Below are 24054 nucleotides of genomic sequence, written 5' to 3'. Positions count from 1 at the left end.
GGCTTCGCCGTGTTGTGGCCCTACTTCTTGCGGCCGCGCTTCTCGCGCACGCGTACCGAGATGTGCAGCGGGGTGCCCTCGAAGCCGAACTCCTCACGCAGCCGGCGTTCCACGAAGCGGCGGTAGCCGTGCTCCAGGAAGCCGGACGCGAAGAGGACGAACCGCGGCGGCTTGGTGCCCGCCTGGGTGCCGAACAGGATGCGGGGCTGCTTGCCGCCGCGTACCGGGTGCGGGTGGGAGGCGACGATCTCGCCGAGGAAGGCGTTCAGCCGGCCGGTGGGGACACGGGTCTCCCAGCCCTCGATCGCCGTCTCGATCGCCGGGACGAGCTTCTCCATGTGCCGGCCGGTGACGGCCGAGACGTTGACGCGCGGCGCCCAGGAGATCTGGGCGAGCTCCGTGTCGATCTCGCGCTCGAGGTAGTAGCGGCGCTCCTCGTCGAGCGTGTCCCACTTGTTGAAGGCGATCACGACGGCACGGCCCGCTTCGACGGCCATGGTGACGATGCGCTGGTCCTGGACGCTGATGGACTCGCTCGAGTCGATCAGGATGACGGCGACCTCGGCCTTCTCCACGGCGGCCGCGGTGCGCAGCGAGGCGTAGTAGTCCGCGCCCTCCTGGAGGTGCACCTTGCGGCGGATACCGGCCGTGTCGATGAACTTCCAGGTGATGCCGCCGAGGTTGATCAGCTCGTCGACCGGGTCGCGGGTGGTGCCGGCCAGTTCGTTGACGACGACGCGGTCCTCACCGGCGACCTTGTTCAGCAGGGAGGACTTGCCGACGTTCGGGCGGCCGATGAGCGCGATGCGGCGGGGGCCGCCCAGCGCGGTGCCGAAGCTCTGCGCCGGGGCCTCGGGCAGGGCCTCCAGGACGGCGTCCAGCATGTCGCCGGTGCCGCGGCCGTGCAGGGAGGAGACCGGGTGCGGCTCGCCGAGGCCGAGCGACCAGAGCGCGGTGGCGTCGGCCTCGCCGCTCTGTCCGTCGACCTTGTTCGCGCACAGGACGACGGGCTTCTTGGCCTTGCGCAGCAGCCTGACGACGGCCTCGTCGGTGTCGGTCGCGCCGACCGTCGCGTCGACGACGAAGACGACCGCGTCGGCCGTCGAGATCGCGTACTCAGCCTGGGCGGCGACGGAGGCGTCGAGGCCCAGCACGTCCTGCTCCCAGCCGCCGGTGTCGACGACCTTGAAGCGGCGGCCGGCCCACTCTGCCTCGTAGCTGACCCGGTCGCGGGTGACGCCGGGCTTGTCCTGGACGACTGCCTCGCGGCGGCCGATGATCCGGTTCACCAGGGTCGACTTGCCGACGTTCGGGCGGCCGACGACGGCGAGCACGGGAAGCGGGCCGTGACCGGCGTCACCGATCGCGCCCTCGACCTCCTCGGGGTCGAACCCCTCCTGCGCGGCGAGCTCCATGAACTCCGCGTACTCGGCATCGCCAAGTGCTCCGTGCTCGTGGTCCGAGCCGCCGGAGTGAATCTGGTCGTTCATGAAGTCCGTTCCTCTTTGCATCATCATCGATGGGCCACGATCGCGCGGCCCACTACTCAAGTGTCACAGGCGTCCGGTGAGACGCCTGGCGTTCCCCAGGTGGGCGGTCAGCTCACCCTGGATGCGCAGCGTCGCCTCGTCCAGCGCTTTCCTGGTCCGCCGCCCGCTGCCGTCACCGGCCTGGAAGGCGTCGCCGAAGACGACGTCGACCCGGCTGCGCAGCGGAGGCAGTGCCGATATCAACCGTCCACGGCGCTCGGTGCTTCCCAGGACCGCCACGGGGACGATCGGCGCCCCGCCGCGCACCGCGAAGTACGCCAGCCCCGCGCGCAGGGAGGCGAAGTCGCCCTCGCCCCTGGTGCCCTCGGGGAAGATGCCGAGGACCCCGCCGTCGTCCAGCACGCCGAGTGCCTGCGTGATGGCGTTGCGGTCGACGGTCGTACGGTCCACCTTCAGCTGCCCGATTCCGCGCAGGAACGGGTCGAGGGGGCCGACGAACGCCTCCTTCTTGATCAGGAAGTGGACGGGCCGGGGCGCGGTGCCCATCAGCATCGGTCCGTCGAGGTTGTGCGCGTGGTTCACCGCGAGTATGACGGGTCCCGTGGTGGGGACGCGCCACGCACCGAGCACACGGGGCCTGAACAGCCCGTACATGAGCCCGATGCCGATACCGCGCCCGACGGCCGCTCCGCGCAGCGTCGGCGCGGCGGTGGCTGCGGTCACTTCGCGGCCTGCTTCTCCCCGACGAGGGTGACGACGCACTCGACGACCTGCGCGAGCGTCAGGTCGGTGGTGTCCACCTCGACGGCGTCCGCGGCCTTGGCCAGCGGCGAGGTCTTGCGCCCGGAGTCGGCCGCGTCCCGCTTGATCAGCGCCTCCCGGGTGGCGGCGAGGTCGGATCCCTTGACCTCGCCGCTGCGGCGGGCGGCGCGCGCCTCCGGGGAGGCGGTCAGGAAGATCTTGATGTCGGCGTCGGGCAGCACGGTCGTGCCGATGTCCCGGCCCTCGACGACGATGCCGCGCCCGGCCTCCGTGGCGATGGTGCGCTGCAGCTCCGTGATCAGGGCGCGCACCTCGGGCACGGCGCTGACGGCGCTGACCTTGGAGGTGACCTCCTGGGTGCGGATCGGACCGGAGGCGTCCTCGCCGTCGACGGTGATCGTCGGGGCGGACGGGTCCGTGCCGGAGACGATGACCGGCTTGGCGGCGGCCGTGGCGATCTCCGCCGCGTCCGTCACGTCGATGCCGTTGTTCAGCATCCACCACGTGATGGCCCGGTACTGCGCGCCGGTGTCCAGGTAGCTCAGGCCGAGCTGCGCGGCGACGGCCTTGGAGGTGCTCGACTTGCCGGTGCCGGAGGGGCCGTCGATGGCGACGATCACTGCGGCCGGGGCGGTCCGGGCGGCGGCGCTTACGGTTTCCACGGTGGTGGACACCTTCCTGGTACACGGGGACGGGCGGAGCGGGCCACGGGACGGCCTCCCCCAAGGTTACCGAGTGCGCGAAGCGGCTTTGTACCCCTGCCTCCGGGCCGTCCCCGGGCCCGTCACGGGCGGATCGACCAGCCGCGCTCGGCGAGGGCGGCGCTCAGTCCGGCAGCGGCGCTGGGCTCGACCATCAGCTGGACGAGTCCGGCCTGCTGACCGGTGGCGTGCTCGATGCGTACGTCCTCGATGTTGACGCCCGCCCGCCCCGCGTCGGCGAAGATCGCCGCGAGCTCGCCGGGGCGGTCGCTGATGAGCACGGCGACGACCTCGTACGACGCCGGCGCCGCGCCGTGCTTGCCGGGGACCCTGACGCGGCCCGCGTTGCCCCGCCGCAGGACGTCCTCGATGCCCTCGGTGCCCGTGCGGCGCTTGTCCTCGTCGGCGGACTGCAGGCCGCGCAGCGCCCGTACCGTCTCGTCCAGGTCGGCGGCGACGCCGGCGAGCACGTCGGCGACCGGGCCGGGGTTGGCGGAGAGGATCTCCACCCACATCCGGGGGTCGGACGCCGCGATGCGGGTGACGTCCCTGATGCCCTGGCCGCACAGACGTACGGCGGTCTCGTCGGCCTCCTCCAGCCGGGCGGCGACCATCGAGGAGATCAGCTGCGGGGTGTGGGAGACCAGGGCGACGGCCCGGTCGTGGGCGTCGGCGTCCATGACGACCGGGACGGCGCGGCAGAGCGCGACCAGTTCCAGGGCGAGGTTGAGGACCTCGGTGTCGGTCTCCCGGGTCGGTGTGAGGACCCAGGGGCGGCCCTCGAAGAGGTCGGCGGTGGCCGCGAGCGGGCCCGAGCGCTCCTTGCCGGCCATGGGGTGCGTGCCGATGTACGGCGTGAGGTCGACGCCGAGCGACTCCAGCTCACGGCGCGGGCCGCCCTTGACGCTGGCGACGTCGAGGTAGGCCCGGGCGACCCCGTCGCGCATGGCCGTGGCGAGCACCGAGGCGGTGTGGGCGGGCGGCACGGCGACGACCGCGAGGTCGACGGTCCCCTCGGGCGCCTCGTCCGTACCCGCGCCGAGCGCGGCGGCGGTGTGCGCCGAGGACGGATCGCGGTCGACGAGGTGCACCTGGACACCGCGCCCCGCGAGGGCGAGGGCGGCGGAGGTGCCCACCAGGCCGGTGCCGATGACGAGGGCTGTTCTCACTGGGCGATGTCCTTGCGGAGGGCGCCGGTGGCGCCGAGGTAGACGTGGCTGATCTCCGCCTTGGAGAGATACGTCTCGACGTGGGCCATTATCCGGACCACCCGGGGCATGGCCCCCGCGATGTCGAGCTCCTGGGCGCAGATCAGCGGTACGTCGACGATGCCGAGGCCCCGGGCGGCGGCCGCCGGGAAATCGCTGTGCAGGTCGGGGGTGGCGGTGAACCAGACACTGATCAGGTCGTCGGCGACGAGCTGGTTGCGCTCCAGGACCGCGGTGAGCAGCTCGCTCACCCGCTCGTCCATGTGTCCGGCCTCGTCCCGCTCGAGCTGGACGGCTCCACGGACTGCTCGTACCGCCACGTCGTTCCCCTTGTCGCCTCGTGCTGCGTGCCCTTTCAGCCTAGAGGTGCGGCGGCGCCCCCGGTCACCGTGCTCTGTCCGTGAGACGCGGAGGCGGCGTGCACGGCGAGGAGCATGCGCCAGACCTGTCCGGCGAGCCGCTCGGGCGAGGCGTCGGTCCGGTCGTGCACCCAGTCGGTGAGCACGCCGGTGAACAGTCCGGCCACGGCGCTCGCGGTCAGGTCGTGGCCGCTTCCGGCGGGCCGTCGGCGGCGGAGCTCGTCGAGGCTCCGGCTGCGGAGTTCCCGGTGCAGCAGCTCGCCGAGGGGCCCGCCGCCGGGCCCCAGCAGGCTCCGGTACACGGCGGCCCCGGACCGGACCTCACGGAGCAGGGTGACGAGCTCCGCCGGCGGGGCCTCGGGGCCGGGCGGCGTTCGGTCCCAGGCGTGCAGGGCCTCGACCGCCTCCCGCACGACCTCCGCGCAGGCGTCCAGGGCGAGGGCGTGCAGATCGTCGTAGTGCAGGTAGAAGGTGGCCCGTCCCACGCCCGCGAGGCGCACCACCTCGGCCACGGCGACCCGGTCCGGAGGCCGCGTCCCGCACGCCTCCAGCAGCGCGGCCCTCAGCCGGGCGCGGGTGCGCGCGGTTCTCGGGTCACGGCTGCCGTCCGTCACCGGGGGCGTCACGGGCTCAGCCCGCCGCCAGCACGAAGGCCAGGGCGAGCGCGGCGGGCGCCGCCTGGACGTACAGGATCTTGCGGCTGACGGTGGCCGCCCCGTAGACGCCCGCGACCACCAGGCAGCTCAGGAAGAAGATCTGTGCCTGGTACCCGACGGGGTCGCCGGCGATCAGGCCCCAGACCAGCCCGGCGGCCATGAAGCCGTTGTAGAGCCCCTGGTTGGCGGCGAGCGTGGCGCTCCGCTCGGAGAACTCCTCGGTGGTGCCGAACGCCTTGCGGCCACGCGGAGTGTCCCACAGGAACATCTCCAGGACCAGGAAGTAGACGTGGATCAGCGCGACGAGCGCGACCAGCGCGTGGGCGGCGGTCTGCATGGCATGGCCTCCTGCTGCGATACTTTCTGGACGACTGTACAGGAAGTCTCCCCGCGGCCACCCGCCCGGTTGTTCCGTCCTCGGGAGAGCGGCCCGGCGACGATGCGGCTGCCCGCCGGGCGGATCACCGTCGAGGCTCCGGCACCCGGCTCGGGCTGGGCGCGTTACGCTGCCGCGCATGATCACTCCTGACGGCGCGCGGCTCGTGCGGGAGCACACCGTCTACTCCTGCGTGATGGGCTCCCGCGCCTTCGGCCTGGCCACGGCCGGCAGCGACACGGACCGGCGCGGGGTGTTCCTCGCGCCCACACAGCTGTTCTGGGGTTTCACGAAGCCGCCGTCCCATGTGGAGGGGCCGGCGGAGGAGCAGTTCTCCTGGGAGCTGGAGCGCTTCTGCGAGCTGGCCCTGCGGGCGAACCCCAACGTGCTGGAGTGCCTGCACTCACCGCTCGTCGAACGGATCGACGCCACGGGCCGGGAACTGGTCGCGCTGCGCTCGGCCTTCCTGTCCCGCAGGGCCCACGAGACGTTCGTGCGCTACGCCCTGGGGCAGCGGCGGAAGCTGGAGGCCGATGTCCGCGTGCACGGTGCTCCGCGCTGGAAGCACGCCATGCACCTGCTGCGGCTGCTGTCGTCCTGCCGGGACCTGCTGCGGACGGGCGAGCTGCGGATCGACGTCGGGGACGCCCGCGAGGGTCTGCTGGCGGTGAAGCGGGGCGAGGTCCCGTGGAGCGAGGTGGAACGCCGGATGACGCGCCTGGCCGAGGAGAACGACGAGGCCGCCGACCGCTCCCCGCTGCCGCAGGAGCCGGACCGGGAGCGCGTCGAGGACTTCCTGGTCCGGGCCCGGCGGGCGTCGGCGGCGGACGGCCTTCAGGGAACGGCGGGCACCCCCAGCCGCGCGTGAACCACCAGATCGTGCAGGGCGTCGAAGCCCGAGGGCGTCTCGGCGAGCCGTGAGGCGGCCTGCGCCTCGTCCAGCGCCGCGTGGAGCGCCTGGACGTCACGGGCGACGGCCGCCCCGTCCGCGAGGTGCGCCGCCCCGTGTTCCGCCTCCGTCTTCGCGTCGATCAGGGAGGGCAGGTAGGCCGGCGCGGCCACGTCGTCCAGCAGGGTCGGCAGATGCGCCACCAGCGTGCCGGTGCGCATGAGACGAATGCCGGTGAGCAGCGCGCGGAAGGTGTAGAGGAGCGGCTTCAGCTCGCCGGTCCGCTCGAACAGCCTCCACTGCGTACCCGCGAAGCCCCGGTAGTGGTGGGCGTGGTTGCGGGTCGTCACCGACGGTGCCAGTGCGGCGAGTTCGGCGTGCAGCGGCGTGGTGTGCACCACCAGCGGGGAGAGCAGCTGCTCCAGCACGTAGCCGTTGGGTTTCAGCATGAGGCGGACGAACTTGCGGAGGTCGTGGGTGACGAGGTCCATCTCGGTCCCGTCGTGGTCCCACATCCGGGACCGTGTCTCCTCCGGCGGGCGGAGGCCGACCAGGTCCTCTGCGGGCAGGACGTGGACCCCCCGCAGGTCCACGTCCGAGTCCCGCGAGGGGAAGCCGTACAGGTGGGCGCCCGAGACCGTGGCGAACAGGAGCGGGCTGGGCTCCCCGCCGAGTATCCGCGCCGGATCGATGTCCGGCAGGCCGGCCCCTCGCAGGAGCGTCGTGTCCATGTGCATAGATCAAGCGTCCCAGAGGGCGGCGAGCGACAGCAGGTCGCTGCGGTACTCGATGCGTTCCGACCACTCCTTGGGCCAGGCGCCCGCCCCCAGGTGCGCTCCCGCCAGGGCCCCGGTCAGGCAGGCGAGGGAGTCGGAGTCGCCCCGGGTGCAGGCGGCCCGGCGCAGGGCGGTGACGGGTTCCTCGGGGAAGAGCAGGAAGCAGTGCAGGGCCGTCGCGAGGGCCTCCTCGGCGATCCAGCCGTCGCCGGTCGCCTCGCAGGGATCGGTCTCGGGTGACGGGGCGCGCAGGGCGTCCTGGACCCGGGCGAGGGCGGTGAGGCACTCGTCCCAGCCGCGCCGGATGTACGCCTCGGGCGAGGGGTCGCCCGCGTACCGCCAGAGGTCGCCGAGCCAGCGCTCCGGGTAGCGGCTGCCGTGCTCGTAGGCGTAGCTGCGCAACTGGCCGACCAGGCCCATCGGTTCCGCTCCCTGGGCCAGCAGGAACACGGCGCGGGCCAGCAGGTCGGAGGCGGCCAGCGCGGTGGGGTGGCCGTGGGTCAGCGCGGCCTGGAGCTGGGCGGCTCCGGCACGCTGTTCCTCGCTGAGGCCGGGCACGAGGCCGACGGGGGCGACCCGCATGTTCGCTCCGCAGCCCTTGGAGCCGGTCTGGCTGGCTTCCTGCCAGGGACGGTCGCTGTCGAGCAGGCGGCAGGCGGTCATGCAGGTGCGGCCGGGCGCGCGGTTGTTGTCCGGCGAGTGGCACCAGTCGACGAACTCCTGGCGGACCGGCCCCACCAGGCGCGTCGGGGTGAGCAGCCCCCGGTCCATGGCGGTGCGGATCCCGCGGCCCAGCGCGAGGGTCATCTGGGTGTCGTCGGTGACGAACGCGGGCTTCGGCAGGGGCATCTGCCGCCAGGGCCCGCATTTCGCGAGGATCGACGGCACGTTGTTGAACTCGGTGGGAAAACCGAGCGCGTCGCCGAGCGCGAGCCCGGTCAGCGCGCCGGTGGCGGCCTGTTTGGTGAGAATCCGTGTCGGGATCATGATGTCCGTCCTTCGGGGCGTCCTTCCGGGCGCAGCAGTGGTGGATGGAGGGCGGTGGCTGCACCCGCCCGGTAGAGCGCGGCGGGTTTTCCCCGTCCGCCGGTGCGGCGCGGCGGTCCGTCCACGGCCTGCACGAAGCCGGGAGTGGTGAGGACCTTGCGCCGGAAGTTGGGCCGGTCCAGCTCCACGCCCCAGACGGTCTCGTAGACCTGCTGGAGCTCCCCGAGGGTGAACTCGGCGGGGCAGAACGCGGTGGCCAGGCAGGAGTACTCGAGCCTGGCGCCGATCCGGTCGTGCGCGTCGGCCAGGATGCGGTCGTGGTCGAAGGCGAGCGGCCCGGTGCCGTCCGCCTCCCACCACCGCGCGTGGACCGCGTCCCCGCCGCCCCGGGGTTCGGGGAGGTCCGGCACGAGCGCGGCGTACGCGACGGAGACGACCCGCATCCTGGGGTCGCGGTCCGGGTCGGTGTAGGTGCGGAGCTGTTCCAGGTGGAAGGCGCACACGGACTTCTGGGTGAGGCCGGTCTCCTCGGCGAGTTCGCGGCGGGCCGCGTCCTCGGCGGACTCCCGGGGGAGGACGAAGCCGCCGGGCAGGGCCCAGTGGCCCTTGAAGGGCGCCTGCCCCCGCTCCACGAGCAGGACGTGGAGCCGGGCGTCGCGGACCGTGAAGACGGCGAGGTCGACGGTGACGGCGAAGGGGACGAAGGCGTGGGGGTCGTATCCCTCGGGTGCGGTGCTCATCGTTTCTCCGGCAGGGGTGCGGTGAAGTGCCACCCGGTGGCGAGGAGCGCGTCCACGGCGGCGACCGCCGCGTCGAGGCGCTCGCGGTGCGAGCCGGTGATCTCGACGAACCGGCGTCCCGTGCGGGTGAGTTCGGCGCGGAAGCGGTCCGTCATCCAGGGCCGCAGCTCCTCGCCGTCGCGCAGGCCGTCGTCCTCGAAGGCGACGCCCTCGTGGTCGGTGAGCAGCCACAGGTGGTGGGTGAGCCGGTCGGCGGTCCTCTCGACGAGCGGGTTGCGCCCGCCGATGTAGCGCTCGTGCCAGACGGTGGTGGCGAAGGAGTCGGTGTCGCACAGGAGCAGCGGGGAGCCGGCCCGGGCGGCGGCCTCCTCCCTGGCGTTCTGGGTCTCGGCGATGAGGGGGAAGTCGTCGGTGGTGAAGGAGACGTCCTCCCACTGCGCGCCGGGCCACCGGCTCCGCAGGTCCGCCAGCTTCCGCTCGCTGAACTCCCGTCCGTACTCGTCGACGCACAGGGTCCGCGCCCAGACGCCGCCGCGCCGGCGGTAGTGCTCGGTCAGCGCCCTGGCCAGGGTGGTGGTGCCGGTCGACTCGGCGCCGAGGACGACCACGCGGCGGGCGAGGGCGGCCCGCACGGGGGGCTCCAGGTAGTCCCAGCAGCCCGCGGGGTCGGCGCGGACGGCGGTGCCGGACACGGGGAAGAGGGTGCGGCCGGGGTCGACGAGGACGGACTGCGCACCGAAGCGGCGGGCCAGTTCCTCACCGTACGACTCCGAGGTGAAGACGGCGTCGACCCGTTCGGGGACCGCCGTGGTGAACACCTCCATGTGGGCGTCCCAGACGGCGGCGTCGTGGAGGTCCATGGGGATGTCGTCGACCGCGCCCACCACCCGGACGTCGGGGTGGGCCTCCCTCATCCAGGCCACCCGGTCGGCGAGCGGGACGGATTCGACGGAGGCGGCGCAGACCAGGACCGTGAGTGTCTCGCACCGGTCCCGTGCGGTGCGGACGAGGTGGTGGTGGCCGGCGTGCGGCGGGTAGAACTTGCCGAGTACCAGGCCGTGTCCGTGGCGCTTCATGCCGGCACCTCCGCGTCCGCGCGCCGGGCGGACGCGAGGTCCCTGCTCCAGCCGCGCAGCCCGAGGACGCAGAGCGTGAGGAAGCCGACGTACAGCAGGGACGTCAGGTAGAGCTCCTTGTAGGCGTACAGCGGGATGTAGACCAGGTCGGCGGCGATCCACAGCCACCAGGACTCGACGCGCTTGCGGCACTGCCCGTACGTCGCCATGAGCGACAGGGAGGTGGTCAGGGCGTCCCAGAACGGCACGGTCGAGTCCGTGGCCCGGGACAGCAGCAGGGTCAGGCCGAGGGTCCCCGCCGCCCCCGCCGCGAGCAGCCAGGTCCATTCGGTGCGGGTCGTTCTCCGCACCGGCAGGACCGCGGTACCTGGTCCACCCCCGTGGGTCCAGGTCCACCAGCCGTACGCGGCGAGGGCGATGAAGACGATCTGCAGACCGGCGTCGGCGTACAGACCGGACTGGGTGAACAGCAGGACGAAGAAGAGGTTGTTGGCGATGCCGATGGGCCAGTTGGCGAGGTGCTGGCGGGCCACGAGCCAGACGCACAGCGCACCGCTGCCGAATCCCAGCACCTCGGTCCAGCTGACCGGGGTGTCCAGAACGGTCACCAGGGGTTGCTGCAGGGGGTCGAGTATGTCCGCGAGCGTCACGCCGTTCTCCTTCTTAATGGTCACTCTGACTATAAAGAAGAACCGGGGCGCGCGAAAGGCCCGCGGCCGGTTCCCGTTCGAAAAACTGAACGAGGAACCGGCCGCGGGCCGTTCGGGGTGGCAGGGGTGCTAGAGGCCGACCTCGCGCATCAGCATGCCCACCTCGGTGTTGGTCAGGCGGCGCAGCCAGCCCGACTTCTGGTCGCCCAGCGGGATCGGCCCGAAGGACGTCCGCACGAGCCGCTCGACCGGGAAGCCCGCCTCGGCGAGCATCCGGCGGACGATGTGCTTGCGGCCCTCGTGGAGGGTGACCTCGACCAGGTAGTTCTTGCCGGTGTTCTCGACGACCCGGAAGTGGTCGGCGCGGGCGTACCCGTCCTCCAGCTGGATGCCGTCCTTGAGCCGCTTGCCGAGGTCGCGCGGGAGCGGGCCCTGGATGGCGGCCAGGTAGGTCTTCTTCACCCCGTACTTGGGGTGCGTCAGCCGGTGGGCCAGCTCTCCGTGGTTGGTGAGCAGGATGATGCCCTCGGTCTCGGTGTCGAGACGGCCGACGTGGAACAGCCGCGTCTCGCGGTTGTTCACGTAGTCACCGAGGTTCTGACGGCCGTCCGGGTCACCCATGGTGGAGACGACGCCGGCCGGCTTGTTCAGCGCGAAGAAGAGGTACGACTGGGTGGCGACGGTCAGCCCGTCGACCTTGATCTCGTCCTTCTGCGGGTCGACGCGCATGCCCTGTTCCAGGACGATCTCGCCGTTCACCTCGACCCTGGCCTGCTCGATCAGCTCCTCGCACGCCCGGCGCGAGCCCATGCCGGCCCGGGCCAGGATCTTCTGCAGACGCTCGCCCTCCTGCTCGGCGCCCGGGTGCGTCTTCGGCGTCCGGATCTCGGGCTTGTCGGCGTACCGGTCGCGGTTGCGCTGCTCGATCTTGGCGTCGAGCTCCCGGGGCCGGGCGGGCGCGCCCTGGCGGCGGCCGCCCTTGCTCACGTTCTGCGCGGGCTTGGGGCCGCCCTTGGCGCCGCCGCGGGCCGCCGCGCCGCGGCCCTTGCGGGGGCCTCCGTCGCCGCCCGGCTTGTCGGAGCCCACGTCGTAACGGCGCTCCTCGGGACGGGGGCGGCGGGGGCGCTGCTCCTGCTTGTCGTCCCGCCCGGAGCCGGAGACCCGGGGGTTCGGGTTGCTGTTCCGGCCGGTGCCGCTGTTGTTCCTGCTGCCCGGGCCGCCGCTCCTGCCGCCGCCGCTGTTGCCGCCGCTGCCGCTTCCGCTGTTCCTGCCACTGCTTCGCATCAAAAATCCGTCTTGTCGTCTGCGTGAGTATCCGGGGTGTCCGGTGCGTCCGGATCGAACGACGGCACACCCTCTAGCGTCTCAGCCTCGATCGCGTCCGCCTCCGGGAGGAAGGGCGCGAGCTCCGGGAGCTCGTCCAGGCCTCGCAGGCCCATGCGCTCCAGAAAGTAGTTCGTCGTCCTGTACAGGATCGCACCTGTTTCGGGTTCCGCGCCCGCCTCCTCGACGAGACCCCTCTGGAGCAGGGTCCGCATCACGCCGTCGCAGTTCACTCCGCGTACCGCCGAGACCCTCGACCGGCTCACCGGCTGGCGGTACGCGACCACGGCGAGTGTCTCCAGCGCCGCCTGCGTGAGCCGGGCGTGCTGGCCGTCCAGGACGAAGCCCTCGACCGCCTCCGCGTACTCGGGACGCGTGTAGAAGCGCCAGCCGCCGGCGACGAGTCTGAGGTCGAAGCCACGGCGCTGCACGGTGTACTCGTCGGCCAGCTCCCGCAGGGCGTCCGCGACGGCCCTGCGCGGCCGCTGGAGGACCTTGGCGAGGTGCTCCTCGGTCGCGGGCTCGTCGACGACCATGAGGACCGCCTCCAGGGCGGGCCTGAGGTCGAGCCCGGCGACCGGGCTCCCGTGTCCGTCGTCGTCCGTCTTCATGTCCGTACGTCCTCCTCCGGCTCGCGCGCCTCTTGGTCGAACTCGTCCGTGACCACCGGTTCCGCGTCCTCGGCCCCCGACCAGCGCACCAGGAGGTCGCCGAGCGCCTCCTCCTGGTCGAGCGCGACGGCCTTCTCCCGGTAGAGCTCCAGGAGTGCCAGGAAGCGGGCGACGACCGTGAGGGTGTCCCCGGCGTCCTCGGTCAGCTCCCGGAAACTGATCTCTCCCTCCGCCCGCAGCCGGGCCACCACGATCTCCGCCTGCTCCCGCACACTGACCAGCGGGGCGTGGATGTGGTCGACGTACACCTGCGGCTCGGGCCTCGGCTGCATCGCCTTCACGGCGAGCCGCGCGAAACCCTCCGGTCCGATGCTGATCACGACCTCGGGCAGCAGCTCGGCGTGCTGGGGTTCGAGCCCGACGGTGCGGGGGTGGCGCCGGGACTCGGACTCCAGCCGGTCGCCGAAGATGTCCGCGATCCGCTTGTACGCGCGGTACTGCAGCAGCCGCGCGAAGAGCAGGTCCCGCGCCTCCAGGAGAGCGAGGTCCGCCTCGTCCTCCACCTCGGCCGTGGGCAGGAGCCGGGCGGCCTTCAGGTCCAGCAGGGTCGCGGCGACGACGAGGAACTCGGTGGTCTGGTCGAGGTCCCAGTCCGGTCCCATGGCCCGGATGTGCGCCATGAACTCGTCGGTGACCTTCGACAGCGCGACCTCGGTCACATCGAGCTTGTGCTTGGAGATCAGCTGGAGGAGGAGGTCGAAGGGCCCCTCGAAGTTGACGAGCCGCACGGTGAACCGCCGGTCGTCGACGGCCCCTCCCCCGGCCTCCACCGCGGCGGCCGTCCCCTCGGAGGAGGCCCCACCGGGTTCCGCCGCCTCCGTGGACCGGGGTGCGGCCGCGGGAGGGCCCTCGACGGGCTCGGCGGCGGCCGGCACGGCCGTGGAGGCCTCCGGGGGCCCGGACGGAGCCGCGGGGACCGCAGGGGCCGCGACAGGCGCCGGGAGAGCCGACGGACCCGGAGGAGCCGGCGCGGGCCGTATCCCCGGTCCGCGGCCGAGGGCACGGCGGGTCGGGCGGGGCGTGTCGTCGGCAGTCGGCATGTGCGGGGGTCCAAGGATGCGGCGGAGGGCGGGCGGCGGGCCCCGGGGGCGGGGCCGCCCCTACGGCGGCCCTCCCCCGGCAGGCTACCGGCGCGGCACCGCTCAGCGGCCCCGCAGCCTCCGTACGAGGATGCTCGCGTCGCCGCGCGACTCCAGGTCGGCCAGTACGACGGCGACCGCCTCCCGGACGATGCGCCCGCGGTCGACGGCCAGTCCGTGCTCACCGCGCAGCACGAGGCGCGCGTGCTCGAGGTCCATCAGTTCCTCGGCCGACACGTACACGGTGATCTTCTCGTCGTGACGCTCCCGGCCGCTGGGTCGGCGGTTCGCTCCGCGCCCGCCCCCGCCCCCGCGTCCGCGCTGCGGCTGGACGGTGGGAGCCGGCTCCTGCGGGGCCGCGCCACGGGTGCGGGGCTGGGCGGCTGCGGCGCGGTCGTCCCCGTCGCCGCGGTTGCGCGAGCCTCCGCCGTCGGCGTCGGCCGCCGAGTGCTCCTCCTGGGACGCCTCGGCGGGGGCGTCACCGCCGGTCGCCGCTCCGCCCTGGCCTCCGGCGTCCGGCGCCGGATCACTCGCTCCGGCCGGCGCGGGGATCCGCGCCTCGCCGTTCGCCTTGCGTCGCCGCTCGGCTGGGGACGAGGCCTGCAGGCCCACGCCCCCGGTGGTACGGAACAGCTCGTCGGCCCCCGGCAGACTCACTCGGCGTGACACCGGGCGAGCACCTCCCTGGCGAGCTGGCGATAGGCGGCGGCACCGACCGAGTTCGACGCGTACGTGGTGATGGGTTCACCGGCGACCGTGGTCTCCGGAAAACGCACGGTGCGGCCGATGACGGTGTGGTAGACGTGGTCGTCGAAGGCCTCGACGACGCGCGCGAGCACCTCACGGCTGTGGACCGTGCGGGAGTCGTACATGGTGGCGAGGATGCCGTCCAGCTCCAGCTCGGGGTTGAGCCTCTCCTGGACCTTCTCGATCGTCTCGGTGAGCAGCGCCACACCACGCAGCGCGAAGAACTCGCACTCGAGCGGGACTATCACCTTGTGAGCCGCCGTCAGGGCGTTCACGGTGAGCAGGCCGAGCGAGGGCTGACAGTCGATCACGATGTAGTCGTAGTCGGCCAGCAGCGGCTTGAGGGCGCGCTGCAGCGTCGACTCCCGGGCCACCTCGCTCACCAGCTGCACCTCGGCGGCGGAGAGGTCGATGTTGCTGGGAAGCAGGTCCATGTTGGGCACGGCCGTCTTCAGCAGGACCTCGTCGGCCGCCATGCCCCGCTCCATGAGCAGGTTGTAGACGGTGAGGTCGAGCTCCATCGGGTTGACCCCGAGGCCGACGGACAGGGCTCCCTGCGGGTCGAAGTCGACGAGCAGGACGCGCCGGCCGTACTCCGCGAGCGCGGCGCCCAGGTTGATGGTCGACGTCGTCTTGCCGACGCCGCCCTTCTGGTTGCACATCGCGATGATCTTGGCGGGGCCGTGATCGGTCAGCGGACCGGGGATCGGGAAGTACGGCAGCGGCCGGCCCGTCGGGCCGATCCGCTCGCGGCGCTGGCGAGCGGCGTCGGGCGCGAGGGTGGCCGCGTACTCCGGATCGGGCTCGTATTCGGCATCGGGGTCGTAGAAGTGCCCCTCGGGCACCTCGGCGAAGTCGGCGAAGTGGGAGGTCTCTCGGCCACTTTCGTTGCCGGCCATGGCGTTCACGTGTAGGCCGTCCATCATCTGGGGGGCTGTCGTCATGTGCTGTTGGGTGGCGAAGGTGCGGACCGCGACGGAGCCGACAGCTTCGAGCCCGATCGGGCTCAGACCCCGTGCAGGCATCCCTGGTTGACCACCCCCGGGAGTAATTGTCGACTCATTCACAAGTCGTCTTACCTCCTTGGATGTGACCAGGACACTTATCGATAGGTCAGCGTGGCACCATGCCGACGATTGGCGACTCTATGGCGTGTCACCGGTTCGCAGCAACACAATCCACCGGACCCGGCCCGTTGTGTCGGCAATCGAACACCGGTCTGTCAAGAGCGTGGAGCACTCCGAGCGCATCTTTCCCAGGGGTGCAAATCGGGTGCGGGGTCACGACTCCGGCGAGTTGGACCGAAGCCTCTCATGCGTCCGGCCGGACCTTGCTGGGCAAGGTCCGGCCGGACGCATGAGGTTGACGGAGAGGGTTGACCACTCAGCCGAGGAGCGTGCTCAGTTCGACGTGGTCGAGACCGTGCGCCTCGGCGACCTCGCGGTAAACCACCTGGCCGTCATGGGTGTTGAGACCCTTGGCGAGCGCGGCGTCGCGGCGCAGGGCCTCGACCCAGCCCCGGTTCGCGAGCTCCAGGATGTAGGGCAGCGTGGCGTTGGTGAGCGCGTAGGTGGAGGTGTTGGGCACCGCACCCGGCATGTTCGCGACGCAGTAGAAGACCGAGTCGTGGACCGGGAAGGTCGGCTCGGCGTGCGTCGTCGGATGCGAGTCCTCGAAGCAGCCTCCCTGGTCGATCGCGATGTCGACAAGAACACTTCCGGGCTTCATCCGGGCGACGAGCTCGTTGGTGACCAGCTTCGGTGCCTTCGCACCCGGGATCAGCACGGCGCCCACGACGAGGTCGGCCTCGACGACGGCCTTCTCCAGCTCCAGGGCGTTGGAGACGACCGTGCGCACCTTCGTACCGAAGACCTTGTCCGCCTCGCGCAGCTTGTTGATGTCCTTGTCGAGCAGCGTGACGTGGAAGCCGAGCCCGACGGCGATCTGCGTGGCGTTCCAGCCGGAGACCCCGCCGCCGATGACGACGGCCCTGGCCGACCCGGTGCCGGGGACACCGCCGGGGAGCACACCCCGCCCGCCGACCGAGCGCATCAGGTGGTACGCGCCGACCTGCGGGGCGAGACGGCCGGCGACCTCGGACATCGGGGCGAGCAGCGGCAGCGCGCGGGTCGCGGTCTCGACGGTCTCGTAGGCGATGGCGGTCGTGCCCGACTCGAGCAGGGCGTCCGTGCACGCGCGGGAGGCGGCGAGGTGGAGGTAGGTGAAGAGCGTCTGGCCCTTGCGGAGGCGGTGGTACTCCTCGGCGACGGGCTCCTTGACCTTGAGCAGCAGGTCCGCGGCGGCCCAGACCTCGTCGGCGGTGGGCAGGATCTGCGCGCCGGCGGCGACGTACTCCGCGTCCGGGATGGAGGAGCCCTCGCCCGCATGCCGCTCGACGAGGACCTGGTGGCCGTGACGGACGAGCTCATGCACTCCGGCAGGGGTGATCGCCACCCGGAACTCGTTGTTCTTGACTTCGCGGGGGATGCCGACCTTCACGTCGATCACGGTCCTTGGCTCGGAGAGTCGCTCGGGCATAACGGGATGTACCCGCATGAACCAAGCATAGGGGGAGACACCGCGGTGATGTGCGGCAGAGCCATCATTAATGAAGGAGTTCTCACTGTCTAGCCTTACAAAGCATTAAGTTTCACTCGAAGCACTACGGATTTCGTAGGCCGACCCCTCCTCGCCGAGCAGTCTGTCCGCCGTCGCCCGGTGCAGCCGGGCGGCCGCCGGGTCCCCCAGCCGGTCCAGAGTGTCCGCCAGCCTGAGCTCCAGGGCGGCCTGAAGCCGCACGTCACCCGCCCCGCGAGCCAGGTCGACCGCCTCCCGGCAGGTGTGGAGCGACTCCTGCGGCCTGCCCGCGTACTCCTGAACCCGGGCCGCCTCGCTGAGCGCCCGCGCCTGGGCGGACCGGTCCCCGAGCCTGCGGTGGCCGGCCGCCGCCGCGCGCCAGTCGCGCAGCGCCTCGCCGTAGCGGCCGGCGTAGGTGTGGACGGCTCCGAGCCGCCCGTACAGCCGTGCCGCGTCGGCCCGCTCCCCCTGCGTGAGCCTTTGCGCGAGCGCCCTGCCGTACCAGTCGGACGCCCGGTTGTAGTCCCCGAGCTCCGCGTAGGCGCCGCCCGCGGATTCCATCGCCCTGCCGGTCGCGTAGAGGTCCTTCGCCGCACGCCCGGCGTCGAGCGCGGCCCGGTAGCGGGCCAGTGCCTCCCGCGTCCGGCCGGTCCGGGCGTCCAGATCGGCGAGGTTGAGCAGGGCGGCGGCCTTCTCCCGGGGCAGATCGCGGCGCTCCGCCACGTCGAGGACCAGGCTGTGCAGCCCGTACAGGACGGGAGCGGCCTCCTCGGTGCCCCGGTGCACGGCCAGCGCGCGGACGAGCGCCGCCACCAGCCGGCGGGCGAGGGTGTCCAGGTCCCCGTCGCGCACCGCCGCCCGGGCGGCGGCCAGCAGGGCGGGTTCACGGATGCGCAGCCACTCGGCGGCGGCCTCCGGGTGGGGGAAGCGCAACGAGCGCGGAAGGCCCGCGAGCCGGAGGCGGGCCGGGGAGTCCTCGGGATCGGTGACCGCGCGGCAGGCCTGGAGCCGTCGTACGGTCCGCTCCAGCATCCTGGCCCTGGCCAGCTGGATCTCGGCGGGCCGCTCCCGCTCCTCCAGGGCCGAACGGACCAGTGGGGCGAGGCAGCCGGGCACCTCGTACTGCGGCAGCGCGGCGCCGTTCGTCCTGAGCAGTCCGAACCGGACGAAGTCGTCGAGGGTCGTCCGGGCGACCGTGACCGAGCAGCCGGCCAGCGCGGAGGCGGTGTGGGCGTCGGCCAGCCCGGCGGGGGCGAGGGCGAGCAGGCGCAGTATCCCGGCGGCGGCGGGCGGGAGCGAGTCGTGGACCAGCCGGAAGGCGCGGGCCAGCGGCCGGTCCCCGGAGGGCTGTTCGGGGTCGTCGGGCTGGTCGCGCAGCTGCTTGAGGACGTCGGCGACCGAGGCTCCGGGGCGTGCGGCGAGCCAGCCCGCGACCAGGGTCAGCGCCGCGGGCTGTCCCCCGCACTCCTCCGCCAGGGCCTCGGCCGTCCGCGGGTCGACCGTGATCCGGACCTGGCCGATGGTGCTCGCGAGCAGGTGCACGGCCGAACCCGGGTCCAGCCCGCCGAGGGTGCACGGCCGGACGCCGGGGATCCCGGTGAGCGGACCGGTCGACGTGGCGACGACCAGGCAGTCCGGGTTGTCGGGCAACAGCGGGTCGACCTGTTCGGCGTCCACCGCGTCGTCGAGCAGGATCAGGGCACGCCGTGCGGAGAACGCCTCGCGGACCATCTCGGACAGCTCGTCCTCGCCGGCTCCGGGCGGGGCCGCGACGGAGAGCAGCTCCAGGAGCGTGCGTGCGGTGCGTTCCGCGGGTACCCGCTCGCCGCCGGGCTCGGTGAGCGCGACCCGGAAGACCCCGTCGGGGTGGTCGCCGGGTTCGGCGAGCCGGCGGGCCAGTTCGGAGGCGAGCGCGGTGCGTCCGGATCCGGGTCGTCCGGCGATCAGCAGGACCCGGGCGCGGGCGGCCTTACGACCGGCCAGGGTGTCCAGTCCCGCACCCTCGATGTCCTCCTCGAGAGCCTTCAACTCACGTTCGCGCCCGAAGAAGTGAGGTGGCGTCACATCCGGCGGCTCCTTGGCTCCCGCCGTCCCCGCCACTCCGGCCGGGCCGTTGGTGTCCACCGCCTGATCCGTCACGGGCCACGCTCCACTTCACTGCACGCGGTTGCCCGCCGGAAGTCCGGACGGGGCCTTTCGAGCGTAGTTCAGTGATGCGGACGATCATGGCCGAGCGCGGCGGACGGATCCCTCGATCGGATCAGCTTTTCGTACGATCGGCCCCTTGTGGCCCGGAACGGCCTGCGGCCCGACAGGAGCCGGGCCGCAGACAGGACGGAGGACGGAGAGTTCGGCCTCAGGCCTCGAACGGCCGGGCCGGCCAGGGCGCGTCGGCCGGGCGGAGCGACTCCACCCCGTCACCCGCGAGCACCGCGGTCAGCGACAGGACGCCCACGACCAGACAGTTGTTGTGCAGATCCCCGGCGACGACCCCCCGCACGAGCTCCTCCAGCGGCACCCGCGCCTGCTCCATGTCGGCCTCCTCCTCGGAGACCTCGAAGCGCTCGCCCTCGGCCTCGGAGAGGTCCCGCGCGAGGAAGACGCGTACGGCTTCGTCGCAGCCGCCGGGAGTCGTGTAGACGTCGGCGAGCACCCTCCAGTCCTCGGCCTTGACGTGGGCCTCCTCGTACAGCTCCCGCTGGGCGGCGTGCAGCGGGTTCTCGCCGGGGATGTCGAGCAGCCCCGCCGGGATCTCCCAGAGCTTGTGGCGGACCGGGTGCCGGTACTGCCGCAGGACGAGGACGCGGTTGTCCGAGTCGAGCGCGAGCACGGCCACCGAACCGGGGTGGACCTGGTAGTCACGGCTGTGGACGCTTCCGTCGGGCATCACGACGTCGTCGGTGCGGACGCTGGTCTTGTTACCGGTGAAGGGCGTCACCGTCGCGGTGACCTGCCACTCCTCGGGTGTGTCCTGGAAACCCATGTACGTCCTCCCACGAACAAACAGAAACCGGGGCACGCATCCCGTGAAGGATCCGTACCCCGGTCAACCGTATCGCCTTACGCGTCGGCGCCCGATCCGTGCGCCGCGACCTTGCGCTCCACGGCCGCCTTCACCAGGCCGGCGAAGAGCGGGTGGGGGCGGGTCGGGCGGGAGCGCAGCTCCGGGTGCGCCTGGGTGGCCACCAGGTAGGGGTGGACCTCACGCGGGTACTCGACGTACTCGACGAGCTTGTTGTCCGGGGAGGTGCCGGAGAAGACGAGTCCGGCCTTCTTCTCGAGCTCCGCGCGGTAGCCGTTGTTGACCTCGTAGCGGTGGCGGTGGCGCTCCTCGACGTACGGCTCGCCCGCGTAGGCCTCGCGGACCAGGGAGCCCTCGGCGAGCTTCGCCGGGTACATGCCGAGCCGCATGGTGCCGCCCAGGTCGCCCGCGCCCTCGACGTACGCGAGCTGCTCCTCCATCGTCGAGATGACGGGGTGGGCCGTGGCGGCGTCGAACTCGGTGGAGTTGGCGTCGGCGATCCCGGCGAGGTTCCGCGCGGCCTCGATCACGATGCACTGGAGGCCGAGGCAGAGGCCGAGCAGCGGCACCTTGTTCTCACGCGCGTACTGGATGGCGCCGACCTTGCCGACCACACCGCGCTCACCGAAGCCGCCGGGGATGCAGATGGCGTCGACGTCACCGAGCTGCTTCTGGGCGCCGGCCGGGGTCTTGCAGTCGTCGGAGGCGACCCACTTGACCTTGACGCGCGCCTTGTTGGCGAAGCCGCCCGCCCGGATGGCCTCGGTGACCGAGAGGTAGGCGTCGGGAAGGTCGATGTACTTGCCGACCAGGGCGACGGTGACCTCGTGGTCGGGGTTGTGGACCCGGTCCAGCAGGTCGTCCCAGGTCGTCCAGTCGACGTCGCGGAACGGCAGGTCCAGCTTGCGCACGACGTAGGCGTCCAGGCCCTCGGTGTGCAGCACCTTGGGGATGTCGTAGATCGACCGGGCGTCCTTGCAGGCCACCACGGCGGTCTCGTCGACGTCGCACATCAGCGAGATCTTGCGCTTGATGGCGGTCGGGACGTCACGGTCGGCACGCAGCACGATGGCGTCCGGCTGGATGCCGATGTTGCGCAGGGCGGCGACGGAGTGCTGGGTGGGCTTGGTCTTCAGCTCGCCGGACGGGCCGATGTAGGGCAGCAGCGAGATGTGCACGACGAAGACGTTGTCGCGGCCGACCTCGTGGCGGACCTGGCGGACCGTCTCCAGGAAGGGGAGGGACTCGATGTCGCCGACCGTGCCGCCGACCTCGGTGATGACGACGTCGACGTCGTCGGTCGCCATGCGGCGGATGCGGTGCTTGATCTCGTTGGTGATGTGCGGGATGACCTGCACGGTGTCGCCGAGGTACTCGCCGCGGCGCTCCTTGGCGATGACCGTGTTGTAGACCTGGCCGGTGGTGACGTTGGCCGAGCCGTCGAGGTCGACGTCGAGGAAGCGCTCGTAGTGGCCGATGTCCAGGTCGGTCTCGGCGCCGTCGTTGGTGACGAACACCTCACCGTGCTGGAAGGGGTTCATCGTGCCGGGGTCGACGTTGAGATAGGGGTCGAGCTTCTGCATGGTGACCCGGAGGCCACGTGCCTTGAGCAGGGCACCCAGGCTGGAGGCAGTCAGACCCTTGCCGAGGGAGGAGGCGACACCCCCGGTGACGAAGATGTGCTTGGTCGTCGTGGATGTGGGCTGCATAGCCAAAGGGGGCTCCCGTGGTCGCGATCGTGAGGTGCGTTCCGGCGTGCCTCACGGAGATTTCCGGAGGTGCCGTCGCTGCGGTTCGGGGGCCTCGTCCACTGTCGGGACGACCACCGGTCCACGGGCTACCAGGGTAACAGCGACAAACCGAGGCCGCTTCCGACCATGCCTCCCCCCTCGCCGTCACAAGATCATCACGTCCGTTTCACGTCCCACCCATTCGCCGGTGACAGACGACGGACAACTTGTGGACAGTCGCGCGGAACCCCCGGGCGCGTCGTATCCTGCTCGGACACTCGCTGCCGAGTTGGCCGGCCCAGCGGCTCCACCCCAGCCCGCTCACCCGCGCAAGAGCTCGTCGGTTCTACTACAACGACCCCTTGACCAGCAGTAAGCGCCCTGCGGGGCGACATGGCCGTTCGACTGGAGAAGCACGTGGCCGGGCGCATCGAGGATTACGCACTCATCGGAGACATGCAGACCGCAGCCCTGGTCTGCCGGGACGGCACAGCGGACTGGCTGTGCCTCCCACGTTTCGATTCACACGCAATTTTCGCCGGACTCCTCGGAACGGAGGAGAACGGTTTCTGGCGGCTGGGCCCCGCCCGTCCCGAGGGCGCGGAGCCCCCGACCGCGGACCGGCGCCGCTATCGCGGCGACTCACTCGTCCTCGAATCGGAGTGGGACACCCCCCGCGGCACGGTCCGCGTGACCGATTTCATGCCGCCGCGTGACGGAGCTCCGCAGCTCATCCGCATCGTGGAAGGCGTGAGCGGCCGGGTTCCGATGCGCTCCGAACTGCGGATGCGCTTCAGCTACGGGCGGGTCACCCCCTGGGTGCACAAGGTCGACAACCGTACGGTCGCCGTCGCCGGGCCCGACTCGGTGTGGCTGGACACGGAGGCGGAGACGTACGGCCAGAACCTGACCACCTACTCCGACTTCACCGTGGCCCCGGGCGACCGGATCGCGTTCACGATCAGCTGGCAGCCCTCGCACCACGAGCCGCCGAGCGTGCCGGAACCCGAGTCGTCGCTCACGGCGACGGAGGAGTTCTGGCACGACTGGGTCGAGCAGTGCACGTACCACGGCCCCTACCGTGAGGCCGTGGTCCGCTCACTGATCACGCTGAAGGCGCTCACCTACGCGCCGACCGGCGGCATCGTGGCGGCCCCGACCACCTCCCTCCCGGAGGACATCGGCGGCTCGCGGAACTGGGACTACCGCTACACCTGGCTGCGGGACGCGGCGATCACGCTCTCCTCCCTGCTGCGCACGGGGTACCGCGAGGAGGCCCGTGCCTGGCGCGAGTGGCTGCTGCGTGCCGTCGCCGGCGACCCGGAGAACCTGCAGATCATGTACGGCATCGCGGGCGAGCGGGAGCTCGGCGAGGCGGAGCTGGACTGGCTGCCCGGATACGAGAACTCCGCCCCTGTCCGGGTCGGCAACGGTGCGGCGAACCAGCTCCAGCTGGACGTGTACGGCGAGGTCACCGAGGCGCTGCATCTGGCGCACATGACGGGCCTGACCCGCAACGACTACGCGATGGGGCTCCAGCTCAAGCTGATCGAGTACCTGGAGAAGCACTGGGAGGAGCCGGACGAGGGCATCTGGGAGGTCCGCGGGCCGCGCCGGCACTTCGTGCACTCCAAGGTGATGGCCTGGGTCGCGGTGGACCGCACGATCAAGCTGATCGAGGCGGGCGACGCGGAAGGGCCCCTGGAGCGCTGGCACCAGCTGCGCGAGGACATCCACCGGGACGTCTGCGAGCGCGGCTACGACCCCGAGCGCAACACGTTCACCCAGTCCTACGGGTCGAAGGAACTGGACGCCTCGCTCCTGCTCATCCCCCAGATGGGCTTCCTTCCCCCCGACGACAAGCGCGTCATCGGCACCATCGAGGCGATCCAGCGGGAGCTGTCCACGGAGGACGGCTTCGTCCTGCGGTATCCCACCGAGGGCGACGACGCGGGTGTGGACGGTCTGGAGGGCGACGAGGGCGCCTTCCTCGCCTGCTCGTTCTGGCTGGCGGACGACCTGGCGATGATCGGCCGGGTCGACGAGGCCCGCCGGCTCTTCGAGAAGCTGCTGTCCCTCCGCAACGACCTCGGTCTGCTGGCCGAGGAGTGGGACTCCAGGCTGCAGCGGCAGGTCGGGAACTTCCCGCAGGCGTTCAGCCATGTGCCGCTGATCGACACGGCGCTGCGGCTGACGGCCAGCGGGGCGTACGTGGGCTGACCCGCCGCCGCTCCC

Annotated in this window: 23 protein-coding genes; 2 read left to right on the top strand and 21 right to left on the bottom strand. The window is 71.8% G+C overall.

Features of this window, described 5'->3' with window-relative positions; all coding sequences use genetic code 11:
- Positions 1-20: 20 nt before the first annotated feature.
- The 7 genes from der to IA22_RS0123670 form a co-directional block, all read right to left on the bottom strand.
- Positions 21-1490: a ribosome biogenesis GTPase Der gene (gene der / locus IA22_RS0123700; protein WP_014157074.1), complete on the bottom strand. Its 1470-nt coding sequence runs from the start codon at positions 1488-1490 to the stop codon at positions 21-23.
- A 63-nt stretch (positions 1491-1553) separates the two neighbouring features.
- Positions 1554-2213: a lysophospholipid acyltransferase family protein gene (locus IA22_RS0123695; RefSeq protein ID WP_014157073.1), complete on the bottom strand. Its 660-nt coding sequence runs from the start codon at positions 2211-2213 to the stop codon at positions 1554-1556.
- Positions 2210-2926 (bottom strand): (d)CMP kinase, encoded by a 717-nt coding sequence (cmk, locus tag IA22_RS0123690; protein ID WP_030124767.1) that lies wholly within the window; start codon positions 2924-2926, stop codon positions 2210-2212. Before cmk ends, IA22_RS0123695 begins: the two co-directional genes overlap by 4 nt.
- Positions 2927-3036: 110 nt before the next feature.
- Entirely contained in the window at positions 3037-4122 is a 1086-nt protein-coding gene (locus IA22_RS0123685) for a prephenate dehydrogenase (RefSeq protein ID WP_014157071.1), read from the bottom strand.
- Positions 4119-4481, bottom strand: a complete 363-nt coding sequence (gene aroH, locus IA22_RS0123680) for a chorismate mutase (RefSeq protein WP_014157070.1) — start codon at positions 4479-4481, stop codon at positions 4119-4121. Before aroH ends, IA22_RS0123685 begins: the two co-directional genes overlap by 4 nt.
- A 35-nt stretch (positions 4482-4516) precedes the next feature.
- Positions 4517-5146 carry a TetR/AcrR family transcriptional regulator gene (locus IA22_RS0123675; protein ID WP_030124766.1) on the bottom strand — a complete coding sequence of 210 codons (630 nt, stop codon included), beginning with the start codon at positions 5144-5146 and terminating at the stop codon, positions 4517-4519.
- Between the two features lie 4 nt (positions 5147-5150).
- Positions 5151-5513, bottom strand: a complete 363-nt coding sequence (locus IA22_RS0123670; protein ID WP_014157068.1) for a DUF1304 domain-containing protein — start codon at positions 5511-5513, stop codon at positions 5151-5153.
- 178 nt (positions 5514-5691) lie between these two features.
- On the opposite strand from IA22_RS0123670, the gene IA22_RS0123665 reads away from it, so the two are divergent.
- Complete coding sequence (locus IA22_RS0123665; protein WP_030124765.1) at positions 5692-6420, top strand: nucleotidyltransferase domain-containing protein; 729 nt, start codon at positions 5692-5694, stop codon at positions 6418-6420.
- Here the strand turns inward: IA22_RS0123665 and IA22_RS0123660 are convergent.
- From IA22_RS0123660 to IA22_RS0123595, 14 genes are all read right to left on the bottom strand, one after another.
- Positions 6387-7178 (bottom strand): nucleotidyltransferase domain-containing protein, encoded by a 792-nt coding sequence (locus tag IA22_RS0123660; RefSeq protein WP_030124764.1) that lies wholly within the window; start codon positions 7176-7178, stop codon positions 6387-6389. The two genes, IA22_RS0123665 and IA22_RS0123660, sit on opposite strands and share 34 nt — an antisense overlap.
- Positions 7179-7181: 3 nt before the next feature.
- Positions 7182-8204 carry an ADP-ribosylglycohydrolase family protein gene (locus IA22_RS0123655; protein ID WP_015576626.1) on the bottom strand — a complete coding sequence of 341 codons (1023 nt, stop codon included), beginning with the start codon at positions 8202-8204 and terminating at the stop codon, positions 7182-7184.
- Positions 8201-8944, bottom strand: coding sequence for an NUDIX hydrolase (locus IA22_RS0123650; RefSeq protein ID WP_014157064.1), 744 nt, complete (start codon positions 8942-8944; stop codon positions 8201-8203). The genes IA22_RS0123655 and IA22_RS0123650 overlap by 4 nt, the downstream gene beginning before the upstream one ends.
- Positions 8941-10020 (bottom strand): AAA family ATPase, encoded by a 1080-nt coding sequence (locus tag IA22_RS0123645; RefSeq protein ID WP_014157063.1) that lies wholly within the window; start codon positions 10018-10020, stop codon positions 8941-8943. The genes IA22_RS0123650 and IA22_RS0123645 overlap by 4 nt, the downstream gene beginning before the upstream one ends.
- Positions 10017-10670, bottom strand: a complete 654-nt coding sequence (gene pnuC, locus IA22_RS0123640) for a nicotinamide riboside transporter PnuC (protein ID WP_030124763.1) — start codon at positions 10668-10670, stop codon at positions 10017-10019. The genes IA22_RS0123645 and pnuC overlap by 4 nt, the downstream gene beginning before the upstream one ends.
- Before the next feature lie 129 nt (positions 10671-10799).
- Positions 10800-11954, bottom strand: coding sequence for a pseudouridine synthase (locus tag IA22_RS0123635; protein WP_030124762.1), 1155 nt, complete (start codon positions 11952-11954; stop codon positions 10800-10802).
- A complete protein-coding gene (scpB, locus tag IA22_RS0123630) occupies positions 11954-12604 on the bottom strand; it encodes an SMC-Scp complex subunit ScpB (protein WP_014157060.1) in 651 nt (216 codons plus the stop codon). The genes IA22_RS0123635 and scpB overlap by 1 nt, the downstream gene beginning before the upstream one ends.
- Positions 12601-13704, bottom strand: coding sequence for a segregation and condensation protein A (locus IA22_RS0123625; protein ID WP_030124761.1), 1104 nt, complete (start codon positions 13702-13704; stop codon positions 12601-12603). Before IA22_RS0123625 ends, scpB begins: the two co-directional genes overlap by 4 nt.
- Positions 13705-13806: 102 nt before the next feature.
- On the bottom strand, positions 13807-14412 hold the full coding sequence (locus IA22_RS0123620; protein WP_081889887.1) for a hypothetical protein: 606 nt from the start codon (positions 14410-14412) through the stop codon (positions 13807-13809).
- Positions 14397-15515: a ParA family protein gene (locus IA22_RS0123615; protein WP_014157057.1), complete on the bottom strand. Its 1119-nt coding sequence runs from the start codon at positions 15513-15515 to the stop codon at positions 14397-14399. The genes IA22_RS0123620 and IA22_RS0123615 overlap by 16 nt, the downstream gene beginning before the upstream one ends.
- 358 nt (positions 15516-15873) lie before the next feature.
- On the bottom strand, positions 15874-16989 hold the full coding sequence (gene ald / locus IA22_RS0123610; RefSeq protein ID WP_015576630.1) for an alanine dehydrogenase: 1116 nt from the start codon (positions 16987-16989) through the stop codon (positions 15874-15876).
- Between the two features lie 144 nt (positions 16990-17133).
- Complete coding sequence (locus IA22_RS0123605) at positions 17134-19206, bottom strand: tetratricopeptide repeat protein (protein ID WP_030124759.1); 2073 nt, start codon at positions 19204-19206, stop codon at positions 17134-17136.
- Positions 19207-19423: 217 nt separating this feature from the next.
- On the bottom strand, positions 19424-20050 hold the full coding sequence (locus IA22_RS0123600) for an NUDIX domain-containing protein (protein WP_014157054.1): 627 nt from the start codon (positions 20048-20050) through the stop codon (positions 19424-19426).
- Between the two features lie 77 nt (positions 20051-20127).
- Positions 20128-21798, bottom strand: coding sequence for a CTP synthase (locus tag IA22_RS0123595; RefSeq protein WP_014157053.1), 1671 nt, complete (start codon positions 21796-21798; stop codon positions 20128-20130).
- 414 nt (positions 21799-22212) lie between these two features.
- Between IA22_RS0123595 and IA22_RS0123590 the strand changes: the two genes are divergently transcribed.
- The gene (locus IA22_RS0123590) at positions 22213-24039 is read left to right on the top strand and encodes a glycoside hydrolase family 15 protein (protein WP_179831229.1); all 1827 of its coding nucleotides are present in this window, start codon (positions 22213-22215) and stop codon (positions 24037-24039) included.
- Positions 24040-24054: the final 15 nt, after the last annotated feature.

The sequence above is a fragment of the Kitasatospora papulosa genome (assembly GCF_000717245.1).
In the GTDB taxonomy this organism is placed as follows: Bacteria; Actinomycetota; Actinomycetes; order Streptomycetales; family Streptomycetaceae; genus Streptomyces; species Streptomyces papulosus.
The sequence above is the reverse complement of the archived record's forward strand: the minus strand, read 5'-3'. Positions and strand labels throughout refer to the sequence as shown.